At 65.0% G+C, this 24,636-nt stretch carries 18 protein-coding genes; 5 read left to right on the top strand and 13 right to left on the bottom strand.

What is annotated here, in order from left to right; genetic code table 11:
* Positions 1-8 precede the first annotated feature (8 nt).
* The 6 genes from VJ673_RS14115 to VJ673_RS14090 all read right to left on the bottom strand — a co-directional run bounded on the left by VJ673_RS14115 (position 9) and on the right by VJ673_RS14090 (position 8,684).
* Entirely contained in the window at positions 9-1,259 is a 1,251-nt protein-coding gene (locus VJ673_RS14115; protein ID WP_324126767.1) for a sarcosine oxidase subunit beta family protein, read from the bottom strand.
* A gap of 121 nt (positions 1,260-1,380) precedes the next feature.
* The gene (locus tag VJ673_RS14110; RefSeq protein ID WP_324126766.1) at positions 1,381-2,760 is read right to left on the bottom strand and encodes an L-serine ammonia-lyase; all 1,380 of its coding nucleotides are present in this window, start codon (positions 2,758-2,760) and stop codon (positions 1,381-1,383) included.
* 21 nt (positions 2,761-2,781) lie between these two features.
* Positions 2,782-4,044: a serine hydroxymethyltransferase gene (gene glyA / locus VJ673_RS14105; protein ID WP_324126765.1), complete on the bottom strand. Its 1,263-nt coding sequence runs from the start codon at positions 4,042-4,044 to the stop codon at positions 2,782-2,784.
* A gap of 290 nt (positions 4,045-4,334) precedes the next feature.
* Positions 4,335-6,296 (bottom strand): HAMP domain-containing methyl-accepting chemotaxis protein, encoded by a 1,962-nt coding sequence (locus VJ673_RS14100; RefSeq protein ID WP_324126764.1) that lies wholly within the window; start codon positions 6,294-6,296, stop codon positions 4,335-4,337.
* 29 nt (positions 6,297-6,325) lie between these two features.
* On the bottom strand, positions 6,326-7,423 hold the full coding sequence (locus VJ673_RS14095) for an FAD-binding oxidoreductase (protein ID WP_324126763.1): 1,098 nt from the start codon (positions 7,421-7,423) through the stop codon (positions 6,326-6,328).
* A 19-nt stretch (positions 7,424-7,442) separates the two neighbouring features.
* A complete protein-coding gene (locus VJ673_RS14090) occupies positions 7,443-8,684 on the bottom strand; it encodes an aromatic ring-hydroxylating oxygenase subunit alpha (protein WP_324126762.1) in 1,242 nt (413 codons plus the stop codon).
* 194 nt (positions 8,685-8,878) lie between these two features.
* Between VJ673_RS14090 and VJ673_RS14085 the strand changes: the two genes are divergently transcribed.
* Together VJ673_RS14085 and VJ673_RS14080 are read left to right on the top strand one after the other, a co-directional pair.
* Positions 8,879-9,073: a hypothetical protein gene (locus VJ673_RS14085; protein ID WP_324126761.1), complete on the top strand. Its 195-nt coding sequence runs from the start codon at positions 8,879-8,881 to the stop codon at positions 9,071-9,073.
* Between the two features lie 14 nt (positions 9,074-9,087).
* Complete coding sequence (locus VJ673_RS14080) at positions 9,088-12,279, top strand: EAL domain-containing protein (RefSeq protein WP_324126760.1); 3,192 nt, start codon at positions 9,088-9,090, stop codon at positions 12,277-12,279.
* A gap of 22 nt (positions 12,280-12,301) precedes the next feature.
* Here VJ673_RS14080 and VJ673_RS14075 read toward each other — a convergent pair whose 3' ends face one another.
* The 4 genes from VJ673_RS14075 to VJ673_RS14060 all read right to left on the bottom strand — a co-directional run bounded on the left by VJ673_RS14075 (position 12,302) and on the right by VJ673_RS14060 (position 14,687).
* Complete coding sequence (locus VJ673_RS14075) at positions 12,302-12,634, bottom strand: type II toxin-antitoxin system RelE/ParE family toxin (RefSeq protein ID WP_324126759.1); 333 nt, start codon at positions 12,632-12,634, stop codon at positions 12,302-12,304.
* The gene (locus VJ673_RS14070; protein ID WP_324126758.1) at positions 12,631-12,882 is read right to left on the bottom strand and encodes a type II toxin-antitoxin system ParD family antitoxin; all 252 of its coding nucleotides are present in this window, start codon (positions 12,880-12,882) and stop codon (positions 12,631-12,633) included. The genes VJ673_RS14075 and VJ673_RS14070 overlap by 4 nt, the downstream gene beginning before the upstream one ends.
* A gap of 71 nt (positions 12,883-12,953) precedes the next feature.
* Complete coding sequence (locus VJ673_RS14065) at positions 12,954-13,118, bottom strand: DUF3149 domain-containing protein (protein WP_324126757.1); 165 nt, start codon at positions 13,116-13,118, stop codon at positions 12,954-12,956.
* A gap of 198 nt (positions 13,119-13,316) precedes the next feature.
* Positions 13,317-14,687 (bottom strand): sigma-54 interaction domain-containing protein, encoded by a 1,371-nt coding sequence (locus VJ673_RS14060; protein WP_324126756.1) that lies wholly within the window; start codon positions 14,685-14,687, stop codon positions 13,317-13,319.
* Between the two features lie 243 nt (positions 14,688-14,930).
* Between VJ673_RS14060 and ccoG the strand changes: the two genes are divergently transcribed.
* Entirely contained in the window at positions 14,931-16,358 is a 1,428-nt protein-coding gene (ccoG, locus tag VJ673_RS14055; protein ID WP_324126755.1) for a cytochrome c oxidase accessory protein CcoG, read from the top strand.
* Between the two features lie 7 nt (positions 16,359-16,365).
* Here ccoG and VJ673_RS14050 read toward each other — a convergent pair whose 3' ends face one another.
* The gene (locus VJ673_RS14050) at positions 16,366-18,681 is read right to left on the bottom strand and encodes an EAL domain-containing protein (protein ID WP_324126754.1); all 2,316 of its coding nucleotides are present in this window, start codon (positions 18,679-18,681) and stop codon (positions 16,366-16,368) included.
* 217 nt (positions 18,682-18,898) lie between these two features.
* Here VJ673_RS14050 and VJ673_RS14045 point away from each other — a divergent pair, with 217 nt between their 5' ends.
* Positions 18,899-20,119, top strand: a complete 1,221-nt coding sequence (locus tag VJ673_RS14045; RefSeq protein WP_324126753.1) for a ChaN family lipoprotein — start codon at positions 18,899-18,901, stop codon at positions 20,117-20,119.
* Complete coding sequence (locus tag VJ673_RS14040; RefSeq protein WP_324126752.1) at positions 20,116-22,197, top strand: M1 family metallopeptidase; 2,082 nt, start codon at positions 20,116-20,118, stop codon at positions 22,195-22,197. Before VJ673_RS14045 ends, VJ673_RS14040 begins: the two co-directional genes overlap by 4 nt.
* 64 nt (positions 22,198-22,261) lie before the next feature.
* Here VJ673_RS14040 and VJ673_RS14035 read toward each other — a convergent pair whose 3' ends face one another.
* Both VJ673_RS14035 and VJ673_RS14030 read right to left on the bottom strand, forming a co-directional pair.
* Entirely contained in the window at positions 22,262-23,038 is a 777-nt protein-coding gene (locus VJ673_RS14035) for a substrate-binding domain-containing protein (protein WP_324126751.1), read from the bottom strand.
* A gap of 20 nt (positions 23,039-23,058) precedes the next feature.
* Positions 23,059-24,636: methyl-accepting chemotaxis protein (locus VJ673_RS14030; RefSeq protein ID WP_324126750.1), on the bottom strand; the 1,578-nt coding region annotated here is incomplete at its 5' end.

The raw sequence follows: 24,636 nt of genomic DNA, 5'->3' as shown, positions 1-24,636 counted from the left end.
TGCTCCTGTCAGTGCGCGACGCCCGCGGCGCCGTGCTCGTCGATGAGTTTTCCGGAGATGAAGCGGTCGATCGAGAAGGGCGCCGCCAGCGGATGGGGCTTGCCGGCCGCGAGGGTCGCCGCGAAGACGTTGCCCGAGCCCGGAGTCGCCTTGAAGCCGCCCGTACCCCAACCGCAGTTGAAGAAGAGGCCGCCGACCGGCGTCGCCGAGATGATCGGGCAGGCGTCCGGGCAGGTATCCACGATGCCGCCCCACTGGCGGTTCATGCGCACGCGCGAGAACATCGGGAAGAGCTCGACGATGGCCTGCAGCGTGTGCTCGATCGTCGAGTAGCTACCGCGCTGACCGTAGCCGTTGTAGCCGTCGATACCGGCGCCGATCACGAGGTCGCCCTTGTCGGACTGGCTCACGTAGCCGTGCACCTTGTTCGACATCACGACGGTGTCGAGGATGGGCTTCATCGGCTCGGACACCAGCGCCTGCAGCGGATGCGATTCGATCGGCAGCTTGAAGCCCGCCATCTTCGCGAGCACGCCGGAGTTGCCGGCGGTGACGACGCCCACCGTGTCGGCGGCAATGAAGCCGCGGTTGGTTTCGACGCCCACCACCTTGTTGCCGTTCTTGCGGATGCCGGTGACTTCAGTCTGCTGTAGCAGATCCACGCCCAGCGCATCGGCGCCGCGGGCATAGCCCCAGGCCACCGCGTCGTGACGGGCATTGCCGCCACGCGGCTGCCACGAGGCGCCCATGATCGGGTAGCGCGTGTTCTTCGACAGGTCCATGATCGGCACGATTTCCTGGATCTGCTTCAGGTCCAGCACCTCGCCGTCGATGCCGTTCAGACGGTTCGCGTTCACGCGGCGATGGATGTCGCGCATGTCCTGCAGCGTATGCCCCAGGTTCATGACGCCGCGCTGGGAGAACATCACGTTGTAGTTCAACTCCTGCGACAGACCTTCCCACAGCTTCATCGCGTGCTCATAGAGCCACGCGGCCTCGTCCCACAGGTAGTTCGAGCGCACGATCGTCGTGTTGCGCGCGGTGTTGCCACCGCCGAGCCAGCCCTTCTCGACCACGGCAACGTTGGTGATGCCGTGTTCCTTGGCGAGATAGTAGGCCGTCGCCAAACCATGGCCGCCGCCGCCGACGACGATCACGTCGTACTTCTTCTTCGCCGTCGGATTGCGCCACGCGCGCTGCCAGTTCTCGTGATAGCTGAGCGCGTGCTTGACGAGCCCGAATCCTGAGTAATGCTGCATCTTCGTCTCCTCGACTCCGGGTCGGCGCACCGGCCCGGACCGCTAAGACCCTCGCCCCGAGGGTCGCTTCATTTCTCGTTGTTGCCCCGCCGGCCGCCGTGAAGCGCCCGGCCCCCTGCCCTCAGCACTCGATGACGTTCACCGCCAGCCCGCCGCGGGACGTCTCCTTGTATTTGTCCTTCATGTCCCGACCGGTGTCGCGCATCGTCTTGATCACCTTGTCGAGGGACACGAAGTGCTTGCCGTCGCCGCGAAGCGCCATGCGCGCCGCGTTGATCGCCTTCATCGAGCCCATCGCGTTGCGTTCGATGCACGGCACCTGCACAAGACCGCCGACCGGATCGCAAGTCAGACCGAGGTTGTGCTCCATGCCGATCTCGGCTGCGTTCTCCACCTGCTCGGGCGTGCCGCCCATGACCTCGGCAAGCGCACCCGCCGCCATCGAGCAGGCCACACCGACCTCGCCCTGGCAGCCCACCTCGGCGCCCGAGATCGACGCGTTCTCCTTGAACAGGATGCCGATCGCGGCCGCGGTGAGGAGGAAGCGCACGACCCCGTCCTCGGTCGCGCCGGGGATGAAGCGGTAGTAGTAATGCAGGACCGCGGGGATGATCCCGGCCGCGCCGTTGGTCGGCGCCGTGACGATCCGCCCGCCCGCAGCGTTTTCCTCATTCACGGCGAGCGCGTAGAGGTTCACCCAGTCCATCGTCGTCAGCGGATCGCGCAGCGACGCCTCCGGTGCGCTAGAGAGCTTGCGATGCATGCCGGCGGCGCGGCGGCGCACCTTCATGCCGCCCGGCAGCACGCCCTCTTCCTCGCAGCCGCGACGCACGCAGGCCTGCATCACCTGCCAGATGTGGAGCAGCCCGTTGCGCGTCTCCGCCTCGCTGCGCCAGGCCTTCTCGTTTTCCAGCATCAGCTGGCTCACCGACAACTCGTTCACCGCGCATTGGGTCAGTAGTTGATCGCCGCTGTGGAACGGGTACGGCAGCTGGGTGCTGTCTTCGACGATGCGGTCGGCACCGGCCGCCTCTTCATTGACGACGAAGCCGCCGCCGACCGAGTAATAGACCCGATTCGCAAGCTCCGAGTCGCCCTCGCCGAAGGCCATGAGCCGCATCCCGTTCGGGTGGTAGGGAAGGCTCTGGCGACGCAGGAAGATGAGATCGTTCTTCTCGTTGAACTCGACCTCGTGCTGGCCTGCGAGCGAAATCCGCCGCCCCTCGCGGATACGCCCGAGGCGCGCGTCGATGCTGTCCGGATCGACGAGATCCGGCGCCTCGCCTTCCAGACCGAGCAGCACCGCCTTGTCGCTACCGTGGCCCTTGCCGGTCGCGCCGAGCGAGCCGTACAGCTCGGCCCGCACGCGCCGCACCTTCGGCAGCACGCCGCTGTCCTTGAGCCCGGAAACGAAGGTCAGCGCGGCACGCATCGGACCCACGGTGTGGGAACTCGATGGGCCGATACCGACCTTGAACATCTCGAAAACACTGATCGCCATGGCGTTTCGCCTCCGGGTTGCTCAGCGGCTGGCCGGATAGACCGGGAAGCGCGCGCACAAGGCCTTGGCCTTTTCACGAACAGCGGCGATCACGGACTGATCTTCGATGTTGTCGAGGACGTCGCAGATCCAGCCCGTGAGTTCCTTGGCCTCGGCTTCCTTGAAGCCGCGGCTCGTGATCGCCGGCGTACCGATGCGGATGCCGCTGGTGACGAAGGGCGACTGCGGGTCGTTGGGCACGGAGTTCTTGTTGACCGTGATGTGCGCCGCACCGAGCGCCGCGTCCGCCGCCTTGCCGGTCAGCCCCTTGGCGACCAGATCGACGAGGAAGAGGTGGTCGTCCGTGCCGCCCGAGACGATCTTGAAGCCGCGCTCCATGAACACCGCGGCCATCGCGCGAGCGTTGTTGAGCACCTGCTGCTGGTACGCGCGGAACTCGGGCTGCAGCGCCTCCTTCAGCGCGACCGCCTTGGCGGCGATGACGTGCATCAGCGGGCCGCCCTGGATGCCCGGGAAGACGATCGAATTGAGCTTCTTTTCCAGATCCGGGTTCGAACGGGCCAGGATCAGGCCGCCACGCGGACCGCGCAGCGTTTTGTGCGTCGTCGTGGTGACGACATCGGCGAAGGGGATGGGGTTGGGGTAGAGACCGGCAGCCACGAGGCCGGCAACGTGGGCCATATCGACGAAGAGCTTCGCGCCCACTTCATCGGCAATCGCACGGAAGCGCTTCCAGTCGACGACGCGCGAATAGGCAGAGAAGCCGGCGACGATCATCTTCGGCTTGCACTCACGCGCCAGACGCTCGACTTCTTCGTAGTCGATCTCGCCGGTGGCTTCGTTGAGGCCGTACTGCACCGAGTTGTAGGTCTTGCCGGAGAAGTTCACCTTGGCGCCGTGGGTCAGATGGCCGCCGTGGGCGAGGCTCATGCCGAGCACGGTGTCGTGCGGCTCGAGCAGCGCCATGTAGACCGCCGCGTTGGCCTGCGAACCCGAGTGCGGCTGGACGTTGGCATAGTCGGCGCCGAAGAGCTCCTTGGCGCGGTCGATCGCGAGCTGCTCGACCACATCCACATGCTCGCAGCCGCCGTAATAGCGTTTGCCCGGATAGCCTTCGGCGTACTTGTTGGTCAGCACGCTGCCCTGCGCTTCAAGCACGCGCGGACTGGTGTAGTTCTCGGATGCGATCAGTTCGATGTGCGACTCCTGGCGCTCGAACTCGGCATCCATCGCCGCCTTCAGCTCGTCATCGAAACCTGCGATACGGTCGGTCATTGCGAACATCGGTTCTGTCTCCTCTGGGGTTGTCTTGCCGCCGCAACCTTATGGCGCGCGGCAGTTGGCTTCGTGATGGAGACAGATGTTAGGAAGTTCGTTGATAGGGCTATTGCCTGTATCCGTCACACGCTTACTCAATTGGGACAAGGTGGAACTGGGCGATCGAGAGGCATCAAAACGACGTCGCAGCGCACGATGCTGCGAGTCGACGATTCCTTGCCGGGCAAGCCGGGAGGCCGAGACACAATGGGGAGGGAGATGCGTGGCCAGGCCATTCGAGGCCGGCCGCGAAGCGATCAGAGCCGGAAACGCCCCACCATCACGTGGAGCTCATTGCTCAATTGCGCCAGCTCGACGCTGGACGCGGCAGTGCCTTCCATCGTCGCGGCGGCCTGATCGGCGCTGGACCGGATGCTCTCCATGCTCCGATTGACCTCGGCCGCGACCGAACTTTGCTGTTCCGCCGCAGCGGCGATCTGCTGGTTCAATCGATGGATGACCGCGACTGCCTCGGCAATGCTGTGCAGTGCGCCTTCAGTCTCGCCGACGTCGTCCACCGAGAGCCGCACGAGTTCGCTACTGATCGTGATCTGCCGTACCGAGTCCTGCGCGCTTCGCAGCAAGGCACGAACGAGATCCTCGATCTCGACGGTCGATTTCTGCGTGCGCTGCGCGAGCAGACGGACCTCGTCGGCAACCACGGCGAAGCCGCGCCCCTGTTCTCCGGCGCGTGCCGCTTCGATTGCGGCATTGAGGGCAAGCAGATTCGTCTGCTCGGCGAGCCCCTTGATCACGTCGAGCACGGCGCCGATGTTTTGCACCTCGCCATGGAGGACGCCCATGCTGTCGCTCGCCGAGGTTGCCGCTGAAGCGAGCTGCTCGATGCGCCCGATGCTCTCCTTCACCACCTGCCGGCCGCTCCGGACCGCAGCGTCCGCCGACTCCGCAGCCGATGCCGCATCTTCGGCGCTGCGCGCGACTTCATGAACGGTCGTCGCCATCTCGTTCATGGCGGTGGCCACCTGCTCGGTTTCCGCTTTCTGGCTGCTCACCTCGGAGTTGCTGCGCTCGGCCGCGACAGAGAGACTTTGGGCCGAATCCGCGATCCTGCCGATTCCGGATTGCAGGCCGCCGACGATGCCGCCGAGCGCCGAGGACATCCGCTCCATGGCGCGCATGAGTTGCCCGACCTCGTCCGCGCCGCGCACGTCGATCTTCTCCGTCAGATCGCCGTCCGCGATACGGTCGGCGACGCGGATCGCGTTGCCCAGCCGGCGGACGACCACGCGCGTGATCAGCGCCGCGGCGCCCAACCCGACCAGCAAGGCCGCAGCCGAAGAGGCCAGGATGAAGCCGCTGCTGGCGGTGAGGTGATCGCGCATCGCGTAGGCTTGCTGGCCGTAGGCCTGATCGACTTGGCGCAACACGTCATCGGCGCGCGTCCGCATCTGCGCGTGGACCTTGCGTTCCTCCGCCAATAAGCCGGTGTATTCCTTCAGTCTGTCGGCGAAGCCGCCGAGATGTGACTTCGCCTCCACGAGCACGCCGCGGTAGGCCGGATCGCTGCCCGCCGCGTCGAGAAGCTTCGCAATCACGGCCAAGGCCTCGTCGGTCTGCGGGATCGTCATTGCGTCGTCGCCCGCCGACGCGTCGGCCTTGCGGCTATGCTCCAGCCGGACACGGGCTTCGTTGATCGCCTGAAGCGCGAGACGCGCAACCTCGCCGAGTTCTCCGGCCTGTCCCACCAGGCGGGCCCCGTCGCGCCCGTGCGAAGCCTTCAACTCCGCCAAACCGTCTTCCATGAACTGGCCACGGACCAGATCGAGCGTACCGGTCACGTTCTGCACCGACCAGGCGGCCGATTCGAGGGCCAGATCCTTCTTCTGCGAGAGATCCACGAATTGATCGAAGGCCTCCCGGTAGCCGTGCACGGCCGCATCCACCTCGTCCATCGCCGCTGCGTTCGCCGGAGAGCGCGCTCTCAACGCTTCGCTCGAAGCGAGAATGGCGTCCAGACCGGCGCGCACCGCATCCGCGGATGCAGCATCACCGGTCAGCGAAAAGCTTCGCTCATCCACGCGAACCCGCAGCGCGGCATCGCTGATCTGCGACATCTGCTTGAGCAGGTCGAAACGGCGGTCGGCCGCCTGCATGGTGCTGACGGCGATCGCCGCCACCATTCCGGTAAGCAACAAGACCAGACCAAAGCCGCACGCGAGCTTCTTCGCCAGGCTCAAATCGGCAAATTGCCGCTGCACTCCTCCCCTGCGTCCCACCGGCGCTACCGCTACCGATCCAGAACCAGATCCGACAGCGGCTTGCTGCAACAGGGCAGGAACATGCCCTGGTCGATCTCGCGCTGGCGGATGCCGCCACCGTGCTTCATATCGACACTGCCCGACGTCAGCTTCGACTTGCAGGTCCCGCACATGCCCTTGGTGCAGGACACAGGCAGGCGGAGTCCCGCGGCACGGGCCGCCTCGAGCACGGTCTGTTCCGGCGCGCATCGCACCGTGACCCCGCTCTTGGCAAACTGCACGTCGAAGCCCTCGGCGACTTCCGCAGCCACAACCGGCGTTGCCTCCTCTTCCGCCGCGGCGCCGAAATTGAAGCTCTCCTCGTGATAGCGCCGCATGTCGAATCCCGCCGCCTCGAGCAGCGCGCGCACCGCCGCCATGTAGGGCTCCGGACCGCAGCAGAAGACCTCTCGCTCGGCAAAATCCGGGGCGATGGCGCCCAGCAGCGATTGCGTCAGGCGCCCGGTCGGCGCCGACCAATCGGGTTCATCGCCCAGTTGCTCGCACACGAACGCCGTCCGGAAGCCCGGCTGATTTGTCGCGATCAGACCCAGCTCGCGCCGGAAGACGATGTCCTTCGGCGTGCGTGCGCTATGCACGAAGACGACGTCGCAGGGCTGGGCGAGGTCATGCATGCTGCGCGACATCGACATCAGCGGCGTGACGCCGGAGCCGCCCGACAGGAACAGATACTTCGCCGCGGGATGCAGACTCGCGGAAAACTCCCCCGACGGACCCAGCGCGCGCACGCTCATGCCGGGCTGGAGCGTGTCGTGAAGCCAGTTCGACACCTTGCCGCCAGGGACCCGTTTCACGGTGATCGAAAGGGTGTCGGGGCGAGTCGGCGGGGAGGAGATCGTGTAACAGCGGTTGATCGATTCGCCATCGATCTCCAGTTCCAGCGTGAGGAACTGACCCGGCAGGAAGCGGAACAGTACCGGGCGCCGGGCGCGAAACAGGAAGGTGACGACGTCATGCGTCTCCTGGCGCCGCTGGCTGCATACCAGCTCATCGTCCTCGTCGCTGTTCCACAGCGGCGGCAAGCCGCACCAGGAAGCCGCCGCAAAGCGGTCGTTCGGGGCATTCATGTCCTGATCCTCGATGAGCTCAATCCAGCGCTGCGCGCAGACGCTCGACGTACCAGTTGCAGAACTTCTCCACCAGCGCCTCGGTGTAGGGCGAATACGGACCGGGCTCGTAGGCGGGGCTGGCCGCGCCGCGCTGCGACATCTCCACGAGCGCGCCGTCCTGGCGGTTGGTGGCCTTCCACACCTCGGTCAGCCTGGCGAGATCGTAGTCGCGTCCTTCCACCGCGTCCTTGTGGACCAGCCACTTGGTACGCACCAGGGTGTTCTCGGCATCAATCGGCAGCACGCTGAAAGTGACGATGTGATCGCTCATGAAGTGGTGCCAGGAGTTCGGCTGCGTCCAGAAGGACAATCCGCCGAGCTTGCGATCGGTGAAATTGGCCAGCAGCTTCTCGCAGGCGACACGCGCGTCCATGGTCTGCGACTCGCCCGCCTTGTCGAGCGGCAGGCGCTGCGTGCGGAAGCCCGTCACGCGACCGTCGAGCATTTCGATCTCGGCCGACTTCAGGCCCGCCGCCTCCCAGCGCGCGTGCTCGCGCTCGATGAGCTCTTGGAAGCCCTGCACCGCCTCGGCATTGGCCGGCGAAGGCTGGTAGCCGAAGCCGTACTCGTAGATCGAGCTGGTGAGCTCCGGGTGATTACTGACGCAGTGGTAGCACTCGCGGTTGTTCTCCAGCGTCAGTTTCCAGTTGCCGGCTTCGACGAAGTCGTCCTGCATCACGACCTTGCAGTCGGCGATGCCATGCGGCGCGATGTAGGGCTCCATCGCCGCGCGCATCTCCTCGAAGTCGGCAGGCGGCTGCTCCGCCAGGCAGACGAAGATCAGACCGGCAAGATTGCCGACATGCACCGACTTGAGGCTGTGGCGGCTGAAATCGAAATCCTGCCCCATGTGCTCGTTGTGGATGAGCTTGCCGGAGAGGTCATAGGTCCATTGATGATAGGGGCAGACGATGTTGCCGACGCTGCCCTTGTGCTCGTTGCACAACTGCGCGCCGCGATGGCGGCACACGTTGTGGAAGGCGCGCACGTTCATGTCGTCGTCGCGCACGACCACGATCGAGGCACGGCCGAGCTTGACCGTGAAATAGTCTCCCGGCTCCGGGATATCCGGCTCGACGCCGACGTAGATCCAGTGGCGACCGAAGATCACGTCCATGTCGAGGTCGTAGATCTCGGCCGCGGTATAAAACGGCGCCGGGAGGTTGTAACCGGGTTGACGGGCGAGAATCAGCTCTCGCACAGGGCTGGACACCTTCATGTTCTCTCCGTTGGTCTTTTAGTGATTTAGTGTTCGACGGGAGGATGTTGGCGCAGGTGCGGGGGCACCTCTTATGCACTGCCGACGCAAGTCTCCTCGATTGCGACATCGGGAGGCGCCCGATTCGCCCGCTCCGCCAGCAAACTTTTCCGATCTTGTCTATCTTTTAAATAGACCCGGGAGGGGGCATGGTCATGAATAGACCCTACGTCAAGACTCAGCGCCTGGTGACCTTATTCATCCTGGGCACCGTGCTGTTCAACTACCCGCTGCTCGCCCTCTTCAACCGCCCCGTGCTGGTCGGAGTCTTTCCCCTGTTTTTCGTGTACGTCTTTGCCGCCTGGGCGCTCCTGATCGGACTTCTCGTCCTGGTCATGGAAAGCAAGTAGCCTCGGATCGAAGCGTGCCCACCTGGCTCATCGTCCTTGTCGGAGCGCTCTATCTGGGGCTGCTCTTCGTGATCGCCTATCGGGGCGACAAGGCCGCCGACGCCGGGCGCAGCCTGATCGCCAGCCCCTATGTGTACTCTTTGTCGCTCGGCGTCTTTGCCACCGCGTGGTCCTTCTATGGCAGCGTCGGAAGCGCAGCCCAAAGCGGCGCCGGCTTCGCCGCGGTAAACCTTGGCCCGACGGTCATGATGACCGTTTGGTGGGTGGTCTTGCGCAAGATGATCCGCGTCGCGAAGGAAAACCGCATCACCACGCTCGCCGACTTCATCTCCTCGCGCTACGGCAAGAGCCAGACGGTGGCCGCACTGGTCACGCTGATCGCGGTGATCGGCATCACGCCTTACGTAGCGCTCCAGTTGAAGGCGATCGATATCAGCTTCCATCTGCTGCGCGGCTACCCCGAAATCGTCACGACCGTGCCCCGGCCGGCGAGCATCTGGCACGACACCGCCTTCCACGTCGCCGTCATCCTCGCGGCCTTCATCATCCTTTTCGGCACGCGCAAGCTCGATGCCGCCGAGCGCCACGAGGGCATGGTCGCGGCGGTCGCCTTCGAATCGCTGTTCAAGCTCCTGGCCTTCCTCGCCGTCGGCGCCTTCGTCACCTGGGGCATGTACGACGGCGTCGAAGACATCTTCCGGCGCGCGGCAGCCGACCCGCATATCGCCCAGGTATTCACGATCGGCGGCGGCTCGACAGACGTCCTGGGCGAGTGGGTGTCGCTCTTTTCCGTTGCCGTTCTGAGCATGCTGGGGGTCATGTGCCTGCCGCGTCAGTTCCAGGTGGAAGTGGTCGAGAACGTGGACGAAGCACATCTCGTCAAGGCAAGCTGGCTGCTGCCGCTCTATCTCTTCCTGTTTTCCGTGTTGGTGTTGCCGATCGCCTTCGGCGGACTGCTGCACTTCGGCGCGGCGGCAGTCAATCCCGATACCTTCGTCCTCACCCTGCCGATGTCCGCCGGACAGAAAGAGCTCGCGCTGCTCGTCTTCCTCGGCGGCCTCTCGGCCGGCACGGGCATGGTCATCGTCGAGACCATCGCCCTGTCGACCATGGTGTGCAATGACCTCGTGATGCCCGGCCTGCTGCGGATCAAGGCACTGCGGCTCTCCGGTCGCACCGATCTCTCCGGGCTGTTGCTTGCCATCCGGCGCATCTCCATCGTGATCGGACTGCTGCTCGGCTACGCCTACTACCGGGTCGCCGGCGACGCCTACGCGCTGCAGCAGACCGGCGTCATCTCCTTCGCCGCCCTCGACCAATTCGCGCCTGCGCTGCTGGGCGGCCTCTATTGGAAAGGCGCGACGCGAAACGGCGCCCTCGCCGGCATCAGCGCCGGCTTCCTCGTCTGGGTCTACACGCTGTTGTTGCCGGCTGCCGCCCAGTCCGGCTGGCTGCCGATGGACTTCGTCGAGCACGGACCGTTCTCGATCGCGCTGCTGCGCCCGCTCGCCTTGTTCGGCCTGGAAGGACTGGACGAGGTCACCCACATGATGCTGTGGAGCATGCTCGCCAACCTCGGCGCGTACATCGGCGTGTCGATCATGGGCAAGCAAAGCGCGCTCGAACAGACACAGGCCGCGGCCTTCGTCGACGTTTTCCGTTCGGAGCGGGGCGTCGACCAGATCTGGCGGGCGAGCGGTTCGCTGCCGGAGCTCCATGCGCTGATGTCGCGCTTTCTCGGCGCCGACGGTGCGCGCCGCGTGCTTTCCGGGTTTGCCCGCCAGCGCGGCCTCAAATGGCCACGAGAAATCGATGCCGAGTTGGCCAGCCATTGCGAGGCGCAACTTGCCGGCGTGATCGGGGCGGCCTCGGCGCGCGTCATGCTCGCCTCGGTGGTGAAACAGGAATTCCTGCGCGACAGCCTCACCGGCCTGCCCAACCGGGCATTGCTCGTGATGCGCATCGGCGACGCGCTGGAGCGGCACCGGCTCGACGGGGGCGGTTTCGCGCTGCTCTTCGTCACACTCGACCGAATCCGCCTCATCACCGACAGCCTCGGCGGCGGCGCGGGCGACCAGATGCTGGTCGCGGTAGCACAAAGCCTTGCCCCCAGCTTGCGCGCCATCGATACGATCGCCCGCATGCCCGGCGAGAGCTTCGCCATCCTGCTCGACGAAGCCAACGACATCGGCGAAGCCATCCGCTTCGCCGACCGCATCCACAACGATCTCGCCGCCGGCTTCAACATCGAAGGCCATCGACTCTTCACCTCCGCCAGCATCGGCATCGCACTCGGCCATCCGGGCTACGCCAGCGCCGAGGAGGTCCTGCGCGACGCCGAAACCGCTGCTCACGGCGCCTCGCAACGCGGCGGCGCCTGCCACGAGGTGTTTGCGGCCGACATGCATGCGCGCGTCGTCGCCCTCCTCGAAATGGAGACCAAGCTGCGCCAGGCGGTGGCCGGCGGCGAAGAGTTTCGGGTCTTCTACCAGCCCATCATCTCGCTGGAAGCGGGCCGGCTGGCAGGGTTCGAGGCCCTGGTGCGCATGCGCCGCCCCGACGGCAGCCTCGTGCCGCCCAGCGAATTCATCCCGCTCACCGAGGAGACCGGCCTCATCGTCTCCATCGGCCGTTGGGTGCTCGGCGAAGCCTGCCGCCAGATGCGCGAGTGGCAACTGCGCCATCCGCAGTGCCTGTCGATGCAGATCAGCGTGAATCTCGCCGGCCGGCAGTTTGCCCAGAGCGATCTGGACCAGCAGATCGAAGCCGTCCTGTCCGAAACCGGCCTCGACATCAAGAGCCTCAAGCTCGAAGTCACGGAAACGGTGATCATGGAGCATGCCGAGGCGGCGACGGCCGTCCTGGAAAAGTTGCGCAATCTCGGCGTGAAGCTCCTGATGGACGATTTCGGCACCGGCTTTTCGTCGCTCTCCTACCTGCACCGGTTTCCGGTCGACACCCTGAAGATCGACGCGTCCTTCGTCCGTCGGATGGACGCCGACCGCAAGGCAGCCGATATCGTCGAGACCATCGTCGCCCTGGCGCGGACGCTCAACATGGATCTGATCGCCGAAGGGATCGAAACCGCCGAGCAGCTCGCACGGCTACGCGCCTTGCAGGTCGAGTACGGGCAAGGCTACTACTTCGCCAAGCCGCTCGATGCGCAAGAGGCCGAGGCGATGATCATCGCCCAGCCGAGCTGGTAGCGGGCCCCTTCCCGGACCCGCGTCACGCTAGGCCGTCGGGGTCTTGCATCCAGGCGGGAATATCGCGCTGACCATGCAGCACACGCCAGACATCAATGTGGTCTGGCCGTTCGACATAGAAGACGAGGTAGGGGTAGCGAGACAGCGGCCAAGAGCGTAGACCGGGAAGGTCCAATTCATGGCCATACCGAGGCGAACCCGAGCCGGGATGGCGACCTATGTAGGTATAGGCCTCTTCCAATGCGTCGATGAAGCCGAGCGCGACCGACTCGGCGCCCTCGTTCAGGTAGCAGGAAACCGCGTCATCGACGTCCCGGTTGGCCTGCTCGCGCGGAACGACCGGTTTGACCCTCACCCGCGAGAAACAGGCTTCGCAGCCTTGCGTACCCGGTCGCGCAGACCTTCGAAGTAAGCGGCGTTGGCTGGAGATCCTGGCTCAGAGGCTGCGCCCGCCAGCAACAAGCCACGCAAGCGCTGACGATCCTGATCCTTTCGGATCAGTTCGCGCACGTACTCGCTGCTCGTGCCGTAGCCCCGCTCGCTGACCTGCTCGTCCACGAAGGATTTCAGGCTATCCGGCAAGGAAATGTTCATCGTGCTCATCGCTGCAGGTTAGGCCCCTTGGCAAAATTTGGCAAGACCGCACGCTCGCCTTGCAGGACCGTCTGCCACCATCAGCCCGCTCGTGGCGAACCGGGAGGAAGCTCATGCTCCTTGGTTTCGCTCGCGATGTGCTTGATGACATAGCGCAGGATATAGGCTGCCATCCCGATGATGAAGAAGATGGTAAATAGGCTCAACAAACCGATGTCCGACGTCAGCAACAAATTCCAGGCCATGATGATCCTCCTCGTACTCAGAACTCATCCGGAGGAGGGGCAAGACATATGCCAAGCGGCAGCGATGCGAGCCAGGAATCTAAGTCCTTGATTCGGTGAAGCAAGCAAGCATGCGTCCTGTGCGCACGACGAAGTTCATGCCACCCGGAAGTGCCATCCGAGACAATCAAGTGCCAAAGATGGCAGTACGCGTTGCGCCTACTGGACCGGGTCTTCCCCGCCGGCGGAGGTGGATTCGGAGTCCGTCGCCAGTTTGCGATAGAGCGTGCGGATGGACACCCCGAGCCGCGCCGCCAGTTCCCGACGATCGCCGGGGAAGGTCTTTTCGGCCCAGGCGACGTAGCGCTCCGACACCTCGTCCAGGCCCAACAGGCGATCGATGACGAAGGCTTCCGATCCATCGGACCGCGCCCGTGGCGCAGGCAATGACGCCTCTTCGCCACCGCCCTCCCAGCCTTCCAGTTCGGACGGCCCGATCTCCAGTCCGTCGGCGAGGATCGTCGCCCGCTCCACAAGGTTCCGAAGTTCGCGGATGTTGCCCGGATAGCGCCGGGCGGACAGCGCCTCCAGTCCCGCGGCGGAGAAGTTCAGGCCGCGCCCCGGCGCGACGCGTTCGAGAAACGAGTTCGCCAGGAGCGGGATATCCTCGCGGCGCTCTGCCAGCGAAGGCACACGGATCGGAAAGACATTGACGCGGTGGTACAGGTCGGCGCGGAAGCTCCCCTCTTCGACCATGCGCTCCAAGCGCCGGTGCGTGGCAGCGACGAGACGGAAATCCGAGCGCAGGATCTCGACCCCGCCCACGCGCCGGTAAGTGCCGGTCTCGAGCAGCCGCAGCAGCTTCACCTGCATCGCCAGTGGAATGTCCCCCAACTCGTCGAGAAACAGCGTGCCGCCGCTCGCCGCTTCCACGAGTCCCCGCTTGCGGTGCACGGCGCCGGTGAAAGCGCCTTTTTCGTGGCCGAAGAGCTCACTCTCGAACAGGCTCTCCGTGAGCCCCGAGCAATCCACCGCGACGAACGCCCCCTTGGCGCGCCGGCTCGACTCATGGAGCAGGCGCGCGACCAGTTCCTTGCCGGTTCCGGTCTCGCCCAGCAGCAGCACCGTCGCGTCGGTCGGCGCGACGCGTGTCGCCAGTTCGAGCATGCGATTGAAGCGCGGCGAGCGGCCGACGAGCCCGGCAGCGGTCGGATGACTCGACGCCTGACGCACGGTCGTCAGCGCCTCGACGAAGAAAGCGATCTCCCCGGAGCTATCCCGAAGCGGAGTCGTCTCCACCTCCACATGCTCCTCGCCGCGCGGCGTGTGGTGCAGGTGAAGCACACGCTGCTGGATGCCGCTGTCCCGGCAAGCGTGGATCGGACAGTTCTCGCCCGCGTGGTCGCAGGGTACGGCGTAGCCGTGGGAAACCTCGAAGCAGCGGCGGCCCACGACGGAGTTTCCATCCCCGAATTCCCTTGCATAGGCGCGGTTCGCCGCCACGATCCGGTAGTCCGTATCCAACAGGATGCGAGGCTCGGGCTGCGCATCGAGAAACGACAGCAGTTCAGGCAGGGGCGCGCGTTCCATGGGTCATTCCGGCAGGTGTCGTGATTGGCACATTCTAAGCCTGACTGCCGCGGTCCGCTGCCAACGATGGCAGTCACGGGCGCAGACAGTCGGCGCACCCGGCCGTCGACGGCACGCAATTGCCGCTACATCAATGGCTTAAGTCGGCAGCGCAACGGAGAGCGACATGGCACGCGACTTGAGATAACAGATTGAAATGGGCTTTTGAATCGTCGACGCCTGTAATTCCTTTGGAGCACTTTCATGAGCAAGCCCACCGTCGTCACCAGCCCGCCGTCGCACGTACCCCCCAAGGCAACCCCTGAGACGATCGACCTGTACGAGAAGCGGCGCAAGATCCATTTCCGCTCCGTGAAGGGCAACTTCAACCGCCTGCGCTGGGCGATGGTCCTCCTCACGCAAGCGCTGTTCTACGGCCTCGCGTGGTTCGACTGGAACGGACGGCAGGCCGTCCTCTTCCACCTCACCGAGCGCAAGTTCTACCTCTTTGGCGTGGTCCTCTGGCCGCAGGACGTGATCTACCTGACGGCGCTGCTGATCGTCAGCGGCTACAGCCTTTTCCTCGTCACCACGGTGGCCGGCCGCGTCTTCTGCGGCTACGCCTGTCCGCAGACGGTCTACACGGAAATCTTCAGCTGGATCGAGCGCAAGGTCGAAGGCGAGCGTCCAGTGCGCATCAAGCTCGACCAGGCGCCGTGGACGGGCCGGAAACTGGGCCTGCGCGCGGCCAAGTACAGCCTCTGGGCGCTGATCGCGTTATGGACCGGCTTCACCTTCGTCGGCTACTTCTCCCCGATCCGCGAGCTCGCCGGAAACATCCTCACCTGGACGCTCGGGCCGTGGGAGACCTTCTGGATGTTCTTCTACGCCGGCTTCACGCTGCTGATGGCGGGCTTCATGCGCGAGCAGGTGTGCAAGTACATGTGCCCCTACGCCCGCTTCCAGAGCGTGATGTTCGACTCCAACACGATGATCGTGACCTACGACGCGGAGCGTGGCGAACCGCGGGGCGTACGACTGAGGGCGGTGGACGAGAAGGCATCCGCTCGCGGCGCCTGCGTCGACTGCGGCATCTGCGTCCAGGTCTGCCCCACCGGCATCGACATCCGCAACGGCCTCCAGTACGAGTGCATCGGCTGCGCGGCGTGCATCGACGGCTGCAACGAAGTGATGGACAAGCTCCACCAGCCGCGCGGGCTGATCCGCTATTCCACCGAGAACGCCGTGCGCGAGAATTGGGCCCGCCGCCAGATGTTCGCGCACGTGCTGCGCCCGCGCGTCCTCATTTATACCGCGTTGTTGTGCCTCATCGCCGGCGCCGCTGTCTGGTCGATGACTCACCGCGTGCCGCTACGCGTCGACGTGATGCGCGACCGCGCCGTCCTCGCACGGGAAGTGCGCGGAGGCCTCATCGAGAACGTCTATGCGCTCCAGCTCATGAACATCGACGAGCAGCCGCACCGCTACCGGCTCGCCGTCGCCGGCCTTCCTGGCGCCGCCATCGCGGACAGCGACGAAGTGACCGTGCCCGCCACCGCGACGCAGAAGCTCGTCGTGGCCGTGCGGGCGCCGGAAGCATCTGACGGCGTCCATCCGATCTCCTTTGAGATCACCGACGCCGACACGCCGTCAGTGAGCGTCGTCGAGAAAAGCACCTTCCTGATGCCATGACCGCATTTCAGCCACGGAGCGCCCGAAACCCCTCGATGAATCCCTCAACTTGCTCGGCTGCAATCGGCTTGCTGAACAGATACCCCTGAATCCGCTCGCACCCGATGCTCCCCAGAAAATCGAGCTGGGCCTCCGTTTCCGCCCCTTCGGCCACGACTTGCATGCCGAGCTTTCGCGCCAGCAACATCGTCATTTCGCAGATCACTGCGTCATTCGCGTCCGTCTCCAGATCTTTCACGAAAGAGCGATCGATCTTGATGATGTCGATAGGAAAGAGCTTCAGATACGCGAGCGATGAGTAGCCGGTACCGAAATCGTCGAGGGCCAGCTTGACTCCCAGTTCGGTCAGCGCATTCATCATCGCGATGTTCTGCTGGGGATTGTGCATCGCGATCGATTCGGTGATCTCCAGATGAAGGCAATCCGCGGGCACTCCGGCGCCCTCCACGGCTTGCCTGACCTCGTCAGGGAAGCCCTTTTCCTGGAACTGGACGGCGCTCAGATTCACCGACATCGTCAATTCGCTCAGCCCGGCATCGTGCCAGCGCTTGAGCTGACGACAAGCTTCTTCGAGCACCCATTTGCCGAGCGGCAGAATCAGGCGGGTTTCTTCGGCGAGCGGAATGAAGTCCGCCGGGAAGATCATTCCACGCTGCGGGTGACACCATCGCACGAGCGCTTCCATGCCGACGACCCGGCCGCTGTCACGTTCGATCTGCGGCTGGTAATGCAGGACGAATTGCCCTTGGGCCAAGGCCACTTCCAGCGCTTTCTCGGCGGCCACGCGCTCGGCGACTGCCGCACGCATCTCCTCCGTGTAGAACTGGAAATTGCACCGCCCGACCGCCTTGGCACGGTACATCGCGATGTCGGCGTTCTTGATGAGCTCGTTGATTTCGACCGCATCATCGGGATAGAGGCAGATGCCGATGCTCGGCGAGGTGCGCAGATCGTGGCCGCCGATCGGATAAGGCGCAGCGAGCTGATCGACGATTTTGCCGGCGACCTCGGCCGCGTCCGAGAGCATTTCCATCGTGCTCAGGACGACGACGAATTCGTCGCCACCCAGCCGAGCGACGATATCGCTGTGCCGGACAGAGCCCGCGAGGCGTTGTGCGACCTCGATCAGCAGTTCATCGCCGACATGATGACCGAGCGTGTCGTTGATCGACTTGAAGCCGTCGAGGTCGATCAACATGACGGCCATGGGCTTGCCCGATCGCTGCGCCATGGCGATGCCCTGCTCCATGCGCTCGTACAGGCTGCTGCGGTTGGGTAGGCCGGTCAGTCCGTCGTGGTGGGCGAGATAACGGATCCGGTCCTCGGCCCGCCTGCGCTCGGTGATGTCGCGCGCGATCCCGAGGACGCCCGCCGGCGTGCCATCGACGCCCGGCAACGGCGCCTTGACGGTCTCCAGCACGATCCCCGGCCCGCCGTCGGCCGCAGGAACCAACTCCTCGTTGCGACGCGGCTCGCCGGCTTCAATGGCTTCCCTATCCTTGGCGCGAAAGAATTCGGCCAGCTCCGCCGGGAAGAAGTCATCGTCGCGGCCGCCGACGATCTTGCCGACCGTACTGCCGATCAGACGCTCGAAGGCCCGGTTGCAGGACAGGTACACTCCGTTCGTGTCCTTGAGCCACACCGGGTCCGGCAAGGTATTGATCAGCGTCTCCATCCGCCCCTGGCTTTCGCGCAGTCGCAAATTGGTCAGCGACAGGTGCGACAGGTAGGAAGCCAAGTTGACGATCAAACCCATCACATTGCGCACTTTTTCGCGGCTGAAGCGTGGGATGCGGGCAATGGCTGCGAGATACGTGGTCTTGTCGTAGCTGAAACGCCCGGCCTGGGCGCGAAAGAACTCTTCGTCCACGACGTCGTCGTCGTAAAAGAACTGCCCGCAATAGAGATTGCCGAGATGCTCCTCGCCGACGAATACAGGCGTAACGACATCCCATAAACCGTTCTTGCACTTGTAATCGACGAACTCGCCCTTTCGCAGATGGCTGGCGAGAAACAGGTCACTCTCGGTGCAATTGACGCACGATCCCGCAACCGCGCGGTGGAAGCCGGTGCAGGCCGATTGCCAGCCGGCGCTCTGCAGGATGTTGCCGTCGAGGTCGAGCAAGGCCGTGGCGATACCGACCAGATCGGAAAGTCCGTCGAGAAACGGGCGCAGCGAGTCGATGTCGACGACCGTCGCGACGTTGACTTGCGATGCCGAATTCTTCGGCCGTGTCTGAACCGAATCCGCCGTGAATTCGTTCCGCGATACCGCCTTGCGCCATCGCACAGGCACGGCCACAAGCGGCGCTGATCTGCCCATGGTGATCTTCCTGCCTCATGCCCGGAAAGGATGCGCAGCCGCTGGCGGCGCCGTCGGGCTACTACGAAGGTAACAGTACTGAAGTTTGCTTCAGCATAGCAGGGCTTCAGCCGGTATGAGCACGTTTACTATGAGACCGGATACATGCGGAACCTCACAGCTGGAACTCAATATCCATGATGCAATCTGAGTTATTCCCCCCCTCCTCCGGAAAGCGATGAACTCGAACCTCCCTCGCCTGTTCAGCGCCGTCATCGCCCTCGCGATGTCCGCCATCGCTGGCGTCGCACTCGCCGACGAAGCTCACGCCACGCCCCCTGCCTCCACCTGCCTCACGCCCGCCGCCTGGCACAGCCTCGACGGCGAGCGGCCGCGCGTCACACCGGCCTTGCCCCTGCTGCAGGAGATGGCGAAGCGCGACGTCGTGCTGCTCGGGGAGTACCACGACGAGGACGACCACCACCGCTGGCAAGCGCAAGTGCTCGCCGCGCTCCATGCCCTGCGGCCGAACATGGTCATCGGTTTCGAAATGTTCCCGCGGCGGGTGCAGCCGGCGCTGGATCGCTGGGTGGCGGGTGAACTCACGCTCAAGGAGTTTCTGGAGCAATCCGAATGGGGCAAGGTCTGGAACTGGCCGGTCGAGATGTATGTGCCGCTCTTCCAGTTCGCCCGCATCAATCGCATCCGCATGGTGGCGCTGAACGTGGACGAATCGCTCAACCGAGCCATCGTCGATAAAGGCTGGGACGCGGTCCCGCCGGCCCAACGGGAAGGCGTGGGTCGCCCCGCGGCCCCTGTCGAAGCCTATAGGGATCATCTGTTCGAGGTATATCGCGAACACGCTGCCCATAGAGGCAAGGAGGCCGCGAAGGCCGCGCAGAGCGACGTCGCGTTCGCCAATTTCGTCGCGTCGCAGACGACCTGGGACCGAGCCATGGCAGAGGCCCTGGCGCGATCGCTGAAGCCCGCACGGGCGGCGGACAAACCGCTCGTCGTCGGCATTATGGGCAGCGGCCACGTCCGCTTCGGCTACGGCGTGCCGCACCAGTTGCGCGACCTCGGCGTCACCCGTATCGGCACCCTGCTGCCCTTGCCCGCTGACTTCGATTGCGACGAGGTTCACGCCGGCCTCGCGGACGCCGTTTTCGGGCTGCCCGCGCAAGGGGCGACCAAGCCGGAGCCGCCGCGGCTCGGCGTGCGCCTGGAAGAGGAAGGCGGTAGCGTACGCGTCGCTGACGTCACCTCAGGTAGTCTCGCCGAGAAGACGGGCCTCAAGAGCGGCGACCGTTTGGTGGAGGTGGCGGGCCGTCCGGTAAAGCAGTCGCAGTCGGTGATCGCGTCGGTGCGCGGACAGCCACCCGGCACCTGGCTGCCCCTACGCGTGAAGCGGGGCGACGAGACGATCGATTTCGTCATCAAATTCCCCCCCGCACCATGAAGGCGGGCTCCCTCGCGCGGCGGACGTCCGCCCTCGCGGCCGTCCTCGTCCCCGCCTTGCTGCTCTTCACATGCGCGGCACGGGCGGCCCCACCCAACCTGGAACTCGCGGTCGACCTCGATCCCGGCACCCGCCGCCTCGCCGTGCAAGCCGACCTCGCCCCGGCCTCACGCGATTTCCGTTTCGAGCTGCACGAAGCCCTGGAAGTGAGCGCCGCGACGGCCGGCGGCAAATCCCTGCCAGTCCGCCCGGCAGGCCGCCATGGGCCCCTCCGCGCCTGGCAGGTGACCCTCCCGGCTGCCGTCGACAAGCTGCATCTCGAATACGCCGGCACCCTGCCGGCCCTGGACCCCAAGCTCGATCACCGCGACGTGCTGCAAGGCCTCTCGCCCGCGGCCTCGCCGGACGGCAGCTTCCTGCCGGCAGGAAGCGGCTGGTATCCGCGGCCGGCAGCGCTGTTCACCTACCGGGTCACACTGACCGTGCCGGCAGACCAGCGGGCCCTGGTGCCCGGACGGCTGCAGTCCGAGGAAGTCCCCGGCTACGGCCCGGGCCACGCGTCCGCCCACGGGTCCAAGCATTACCGGGCGCGAATCGAATTCGCCCAGCCCGCCGAGGGCATCGACCTGATGGCGGGCCCCTGGGTCGTACGCGAGAAGATGATGCCGCGCGCCTCCGCCGAGCCGGTGCGCCTGCGCACCTATTTCTTCCGTGATCTCGATGCCATCCCCGGCCTTGCCGACGGCTACCTCGACGACACCCGTCGCTACCTGGAACGCTACGAGCAGGAGATCGGCGCCTATCCGTTCACGGAGTTCTCGGTGGTCGCAAGCCCCTTGCCGACCGGTTTCGGCATGCCCACGCTGACCTACCTCGGCGCCGAGGTGCTGAAACTACCCTTCATCCGCGCCACCTCGCTCGGACATGAGGTGCTGCACAACTGGTGGGGCAACGGCGTCTACGTCGACTATGCGAGCGGCAACTGGTCGGAGGGACTGACCACCTTCATGGCGGACTACGCGTACAAGGAAGCGGAATCCGGCGACGCCGCGCGCGCGATGCGCTTGGGATGGCTGCGCGATTTTGCCGCTGTGCCCGCCGGCGATCAGCAATCGCTGGCCGATTTCCGCTCCCGCACCCACGGCGCCGCGGCGGCGGTCGGTTACGGCAAGGCCGCGATGCTGTTCGTGATGCTGCGCGACACGCTCGGCGAGGATACCTTCCGCAGCGGCATCCGCGCGTTCTGGCAGACACAGAAGTTCCGCACGGCCTCCTGGAAAGACCTCCAGGCGGCCTTCGAGCGCGCCTCGGGCCGGCCTCTGGAAGCCTTCTTCCGACAGTGGGTCGACCGTGCCGGCGGCCCGACCGTCAAGATCACCGCAGCCGACGCCCACCGCGCGGCGGCGGGCGCGCGACTGACGCTCGCGGTGGAGCAGAACGCTCCCGCCTATGCCCTGCACCTTCCGGTGCAACTTGTCTTCCCGGACCGTGACGAGATGCGCTGGATCGACGTCGCGGGGCAGCGTCAGGCGGTCACGCTGGATGTGACGACGATGCCCACGGGCGTGCGCCTGGACCCCGAACTGCAGGCCTGGCGCATGCTCGCGCCGGAACAGCTGCCACCGATCCTGCGGCAATGGATCATCGCTCGCGCTCCGCGCCTAGTGCAGGCCTCCGATGCGCCGGACGTGCGGGAGACAACCGTCGCGCTGGCCCAGCGCATGTTCGAAGTCAGCCCGCAGGCCATCGCATTGCCCGACGTCGGCAAGGGAACCGAGCCCGTGCTACTCGCGGGCCTCCACGCGGATGTGGACGCAGCGCTCAAGCAGGCCCACCTGCCGCCACGGCGAGAACGCCTCGCCGGTCGCGGCAGCGCTCAGGTGTGGACGATTCCGGCACCGAGCGGCGCACCGGTGGCAGTGGTTTCAGCACGCGACGTGGAGTCCCTCCGCGCACTGCTGCGCCCCCTGCCCCACTACGGCGCTCAAAGCTGGCTGGTATTCGAGGACGCGCGGCTCGTCGAGCGCGGCGTATGGCCCGCTCCCGCCCAACTCACCCCGGTACGGACCGAACCGTAAGCTGCAAAGCAAAACACCGATCCGGGGATCGGTGTTGCGGTGAAAATTGAAGGCCTGAAGAGACTTACTGAATCAGTTTCTTGCCTTCAGCGGACGCGAAGAAATCGAGGATCTTCTTGATCTCCGGCTTGGCTTCACCGACAGTCACCAGCGCCAGCGGACGCGAGATGTTCGGAGCCTTGACGGTCTTCGCCTTGCTCGGGTTTTGCGCAAAGAAGCCTTCGCTCACGGCACCGATACCACCCGGCTCGCGCGACACCTCGGCGATCTCCTCGCGGGTGGTACGCGCCTCGGTGGCGTCCGCCACATATTCGACACCGTCCATCACCTGCTTCTGGAACACGGCGCGGGTGGCGCTGCCGGCATGGCTCGTCACGACCTTGATCGGGAGGTCATTGCCGCCGACTTCCTTCCAGTTCTTGATCTTGCCCGCATTGATGTCCTTGAGCTGCTCCTTGGTCAGGGCGCTGATCTTGTTGTCCTTGTTCACGATGACCACAATCACGTCCTTGGTGATCTCGTGGAACTGAAGATTGCCCGGGACGCTGATCGACTTCTCGGCTTCCTTGGCGGCCTTCTGCGCCGAGCCGACAGCCTCCTCGAGCGTTTCGGAAGCGGCTGCGGCCGGCACCTTGCCTTCGAACAGGGCAATCATGCCCTTGCCCGTGCCGCTGCCCTGGACCTTCACATCGATGCCGGTGGCCGTCTTGAGGCCGGCTGCACCCGGCTCGAGGACGCGCTTTTGCACGGTCGTGGAGCCGGCGACGGTCACTTCCTGAGCGAATGCGACGATGGCGGTGGAAGCGGCGATGGCGCCGATGATGAGCTGACGTAACTTCATGAATATCCCCCTGCGGGTTCTTAGGAATGAATGCGGAATCGGCCGACCAGCGCTTGCAGATCGCGGGCGACTTGGTTCATCTCGACTGACGTGGCCTTGACACGTTGAACGGTGCTGTTTGTTTCCTCGGTCAGCGCCGAGACCGCCTCGATGGCTTGAGCGGTTGTTTCCGTCGTACGCGCCTGTTCCTGGGTGGCAGAGGCGATCCCCGACACAAGGTCGGACACCCGGCCGGCGGCGTTGACGATCTGCTGCAAGGTGTCGCCGACGGCCTGGGTGTCCTGATCCCCCAGTTCGACGCACTCGCGGACCTTGTGCATCGCGGTGACCGTTTCGGCGGCTTTCTGATCGACGTGGGCCAGGCGTTCGCCGATTTCCGCGGTGCTCGCGCCGGTGCGCTCGGCGAGCTTGCGCACTTCGTCGGCGACAACGGCAAATCCCCTGCCCTGCTCGCCGGCACGCGCCGCTTCGATCGCGGCATTGAGGGCGAGCAGGTTGGTCTGTTCGGCAATCTCCTTGATGACCTGGGTGATCGCGCCGATCTGCTTGATCGCATCCGACAGCTCGTCGAGGAGAGAGTCCGAAGCCTCGACATTGCGCACGATATTGGCCATTTCCTTTCGGTCATGCGTCATCTTCGAGTTGCCGTCTATCGACAGACGGCGAGCTTCGTCGGCCGCGGCGGCGACGCCTTCCGCGCTGTTCGAGACTTCCCGGATGGAAACGCTCATTTCCTCCATCGCGGCGGTCATGGCCATCGCCCGATCCACCTGCACTTCGGAACGGTTCTGCGCTTCCTGCGCGTCATCAGCCAGCTGTTGTGCGTAGTGGGCGGTGTGCTCGGCCTGCTCGTTGATCTGGCTCATCGTCTGGCCGAGTTGCTCGGCCATGCTGTTGAGGGCGCGAACCAGTTGCGCCACCTCATCCTCGCCGGTTGCGGCCATGCGCTGCGTGAAGTCTCCGGCAGCCACCCGCTGAGCCATGTCGCTGGACTGCTTGAGCGGCACCACGATGCCCTGAGTGACGATCCATGCCAGCCACATGCCGATCGCGGTTCCGATGCCGATGCACAGCACCAGCGCTCCCGCCGCGCCGTGATAAGCGTCGGCCGCCTTGTCCGAAGCCGCCTTGGCTTCCGCCCCCTGCTCCTTGACGAATTCGTCGATGACTGCGGAGAGCGACTGCTGCTTGGGCCGCAGCTTTTCATAGACAAGGATCTTGGCCCGGTCGACATCGGACTCGTCGATCAACGCCAGGACCTCGTCGATCATCGGCAGCACGGCTTTGTATTGCTCGTCGATCTTGTTGAGACCGCCGGCATCGGCGCCGGCCTGCTCCTGAGCCTGCGACAGGATCTCCTGGAACGTCTTCAGCGCGCCTCGCAACTCCTTGAGCGTCTCCTTTTGCGCCGCGATGCTCTCGCGGCTGACAAAGTCGCGCACCGCGATTCCCACATCCTTGTTCGCATCCTGCAGGCGCCCGGCAGACTGCACGCGCGGCAGGCTCTGGGACTGGATATGTTCGAGGAACCCGAAAACGCCGGAGAGCTGGCGGTATGCGAAAGCCGAGGTGAAGACCAACAGGCAGAGGACGATGCC

The sequence above is a fragment of the Aromatoleum sp. genome (genome assembly GCF_035254505.1).
Classification (GTDB): domain Bacteria; phylum Pseudomonadota; class Gammaproteobacteria; order Burkholderiales; family Rhodocyclaceae; genus Aromatoleum.
Note: the sequence above shows the minus strand (reverse complement) of the source record. Positions and strands in the feature narration are given on the sequence as shown.

What these genes read in the sequence shown, in the direction of transcription:
- VJ673_RS14065 (WP_324126757.1), bottom strand. Translation starts at nt 13,118, where the DNA reads ATGGCCTGGAATTTGTTGCTGACGTCGGACATCGGTTTGTTGAGCCTA.
- VJ673_RS14060 (WP_324126756.1), bottom strand. Translation starts at nt 14,687, where the DNA reads ATGGAACGCGCGCCCCTGCCTGAACTGCTGTCGTTTCTCGATGCGCAG.
- VJ673_RS14045 (WP_324126753.1), top strand. Translation starts at nt 18,899, where the DNA reads ATGAACTCGAACCTCCCTCGCCTGTTCAGCGCCGTCATCGCCCTCGCG.
- VJ673_RS14095 (WP_324126763.1), bottom strand. Translation starts at nt 7,423, where the DNA reads ATGAATGCCCCGAACGACCGCTTTGCGGCGGCTTCCTGGTGCGGCTTG.
- VJ673_RS14085 (WP_324126761.1), top strand. Translation starts at nt 8,879, where the DNA reads ATGAATAGACCCTACGTCAAGACTCAGCGCCTGGTGACCTTATTCATC.
- VJ673_RS14050 (WP_324126754.1), bottom strand. Translation starts at nt 18,681, where the DNA reads ATGGGCAGATCAGCGCCGCTTGTGGCCGTGCCTGTGCGATGGCGCAAG.
- VJ673_RS14090 (WP_324126762.1), bottom strand. Translation starts at nt 8,684, where the DNA reads ATGAAGGTGTCCAGCCCTGTGCGAGAGCTGATTCTCGCCCGTCAACCC.
- ccoG (WP_324126755.1), top strand. Translation starts at nt 14,931, where the DNA reads ATGAGCAAGCCCACCGTCGTCACCAGCCCGCCGTCGCACGTACCCCCC.
- VJ673_RS14110 (WP_324126766.1), bottom strand. Translation starts at nt 2,760, where the DNA reads ATGGCGATCAGTGTTTTCGAGATGTTCAAGGTCGGTATCGGCCCATCG.
- VJ673_RS14070 (WP_324126758.1), bottom strand. Translation starts at nt 12,882, where the DNA reads ATGAGCACGATGAACATTTCCTTGCCGGATAGCCTGAAATCCTTCGTG.
- glyA (WP_324126765.1), bottom strand. Translation starts at nt 4,044, where the DNA reads ATGTTCGCAATGACCGACCGTATCGCAGGTTTCGATGACGAGCTGAAG.
- VJ673_RS14115 (WP_324126767.1), bottom strand. Translation starts at nt 1,259, where the DNA reads ATGCAGCATTACTCAGGATTCGGGCTCGTCAAGCACGCGCTCAGCTAT.
- VJ673_RS14040 (WP_324126752.1), top strand. Translation starts at nt 20,116, where the DNA reads ATGAAGGCGGGCTCCCTCGCGCGGCGGACGTCCGCCCTCGCGGCCGTC.
- VJ673_RS14035 (WP_324126751.1), bottom strand. Translation starts at nt 23,038, where the DNA reads ATGAAGTTACGTCAGCTCATCATCGGCGCCATCGCCGCTTCCACCGCC.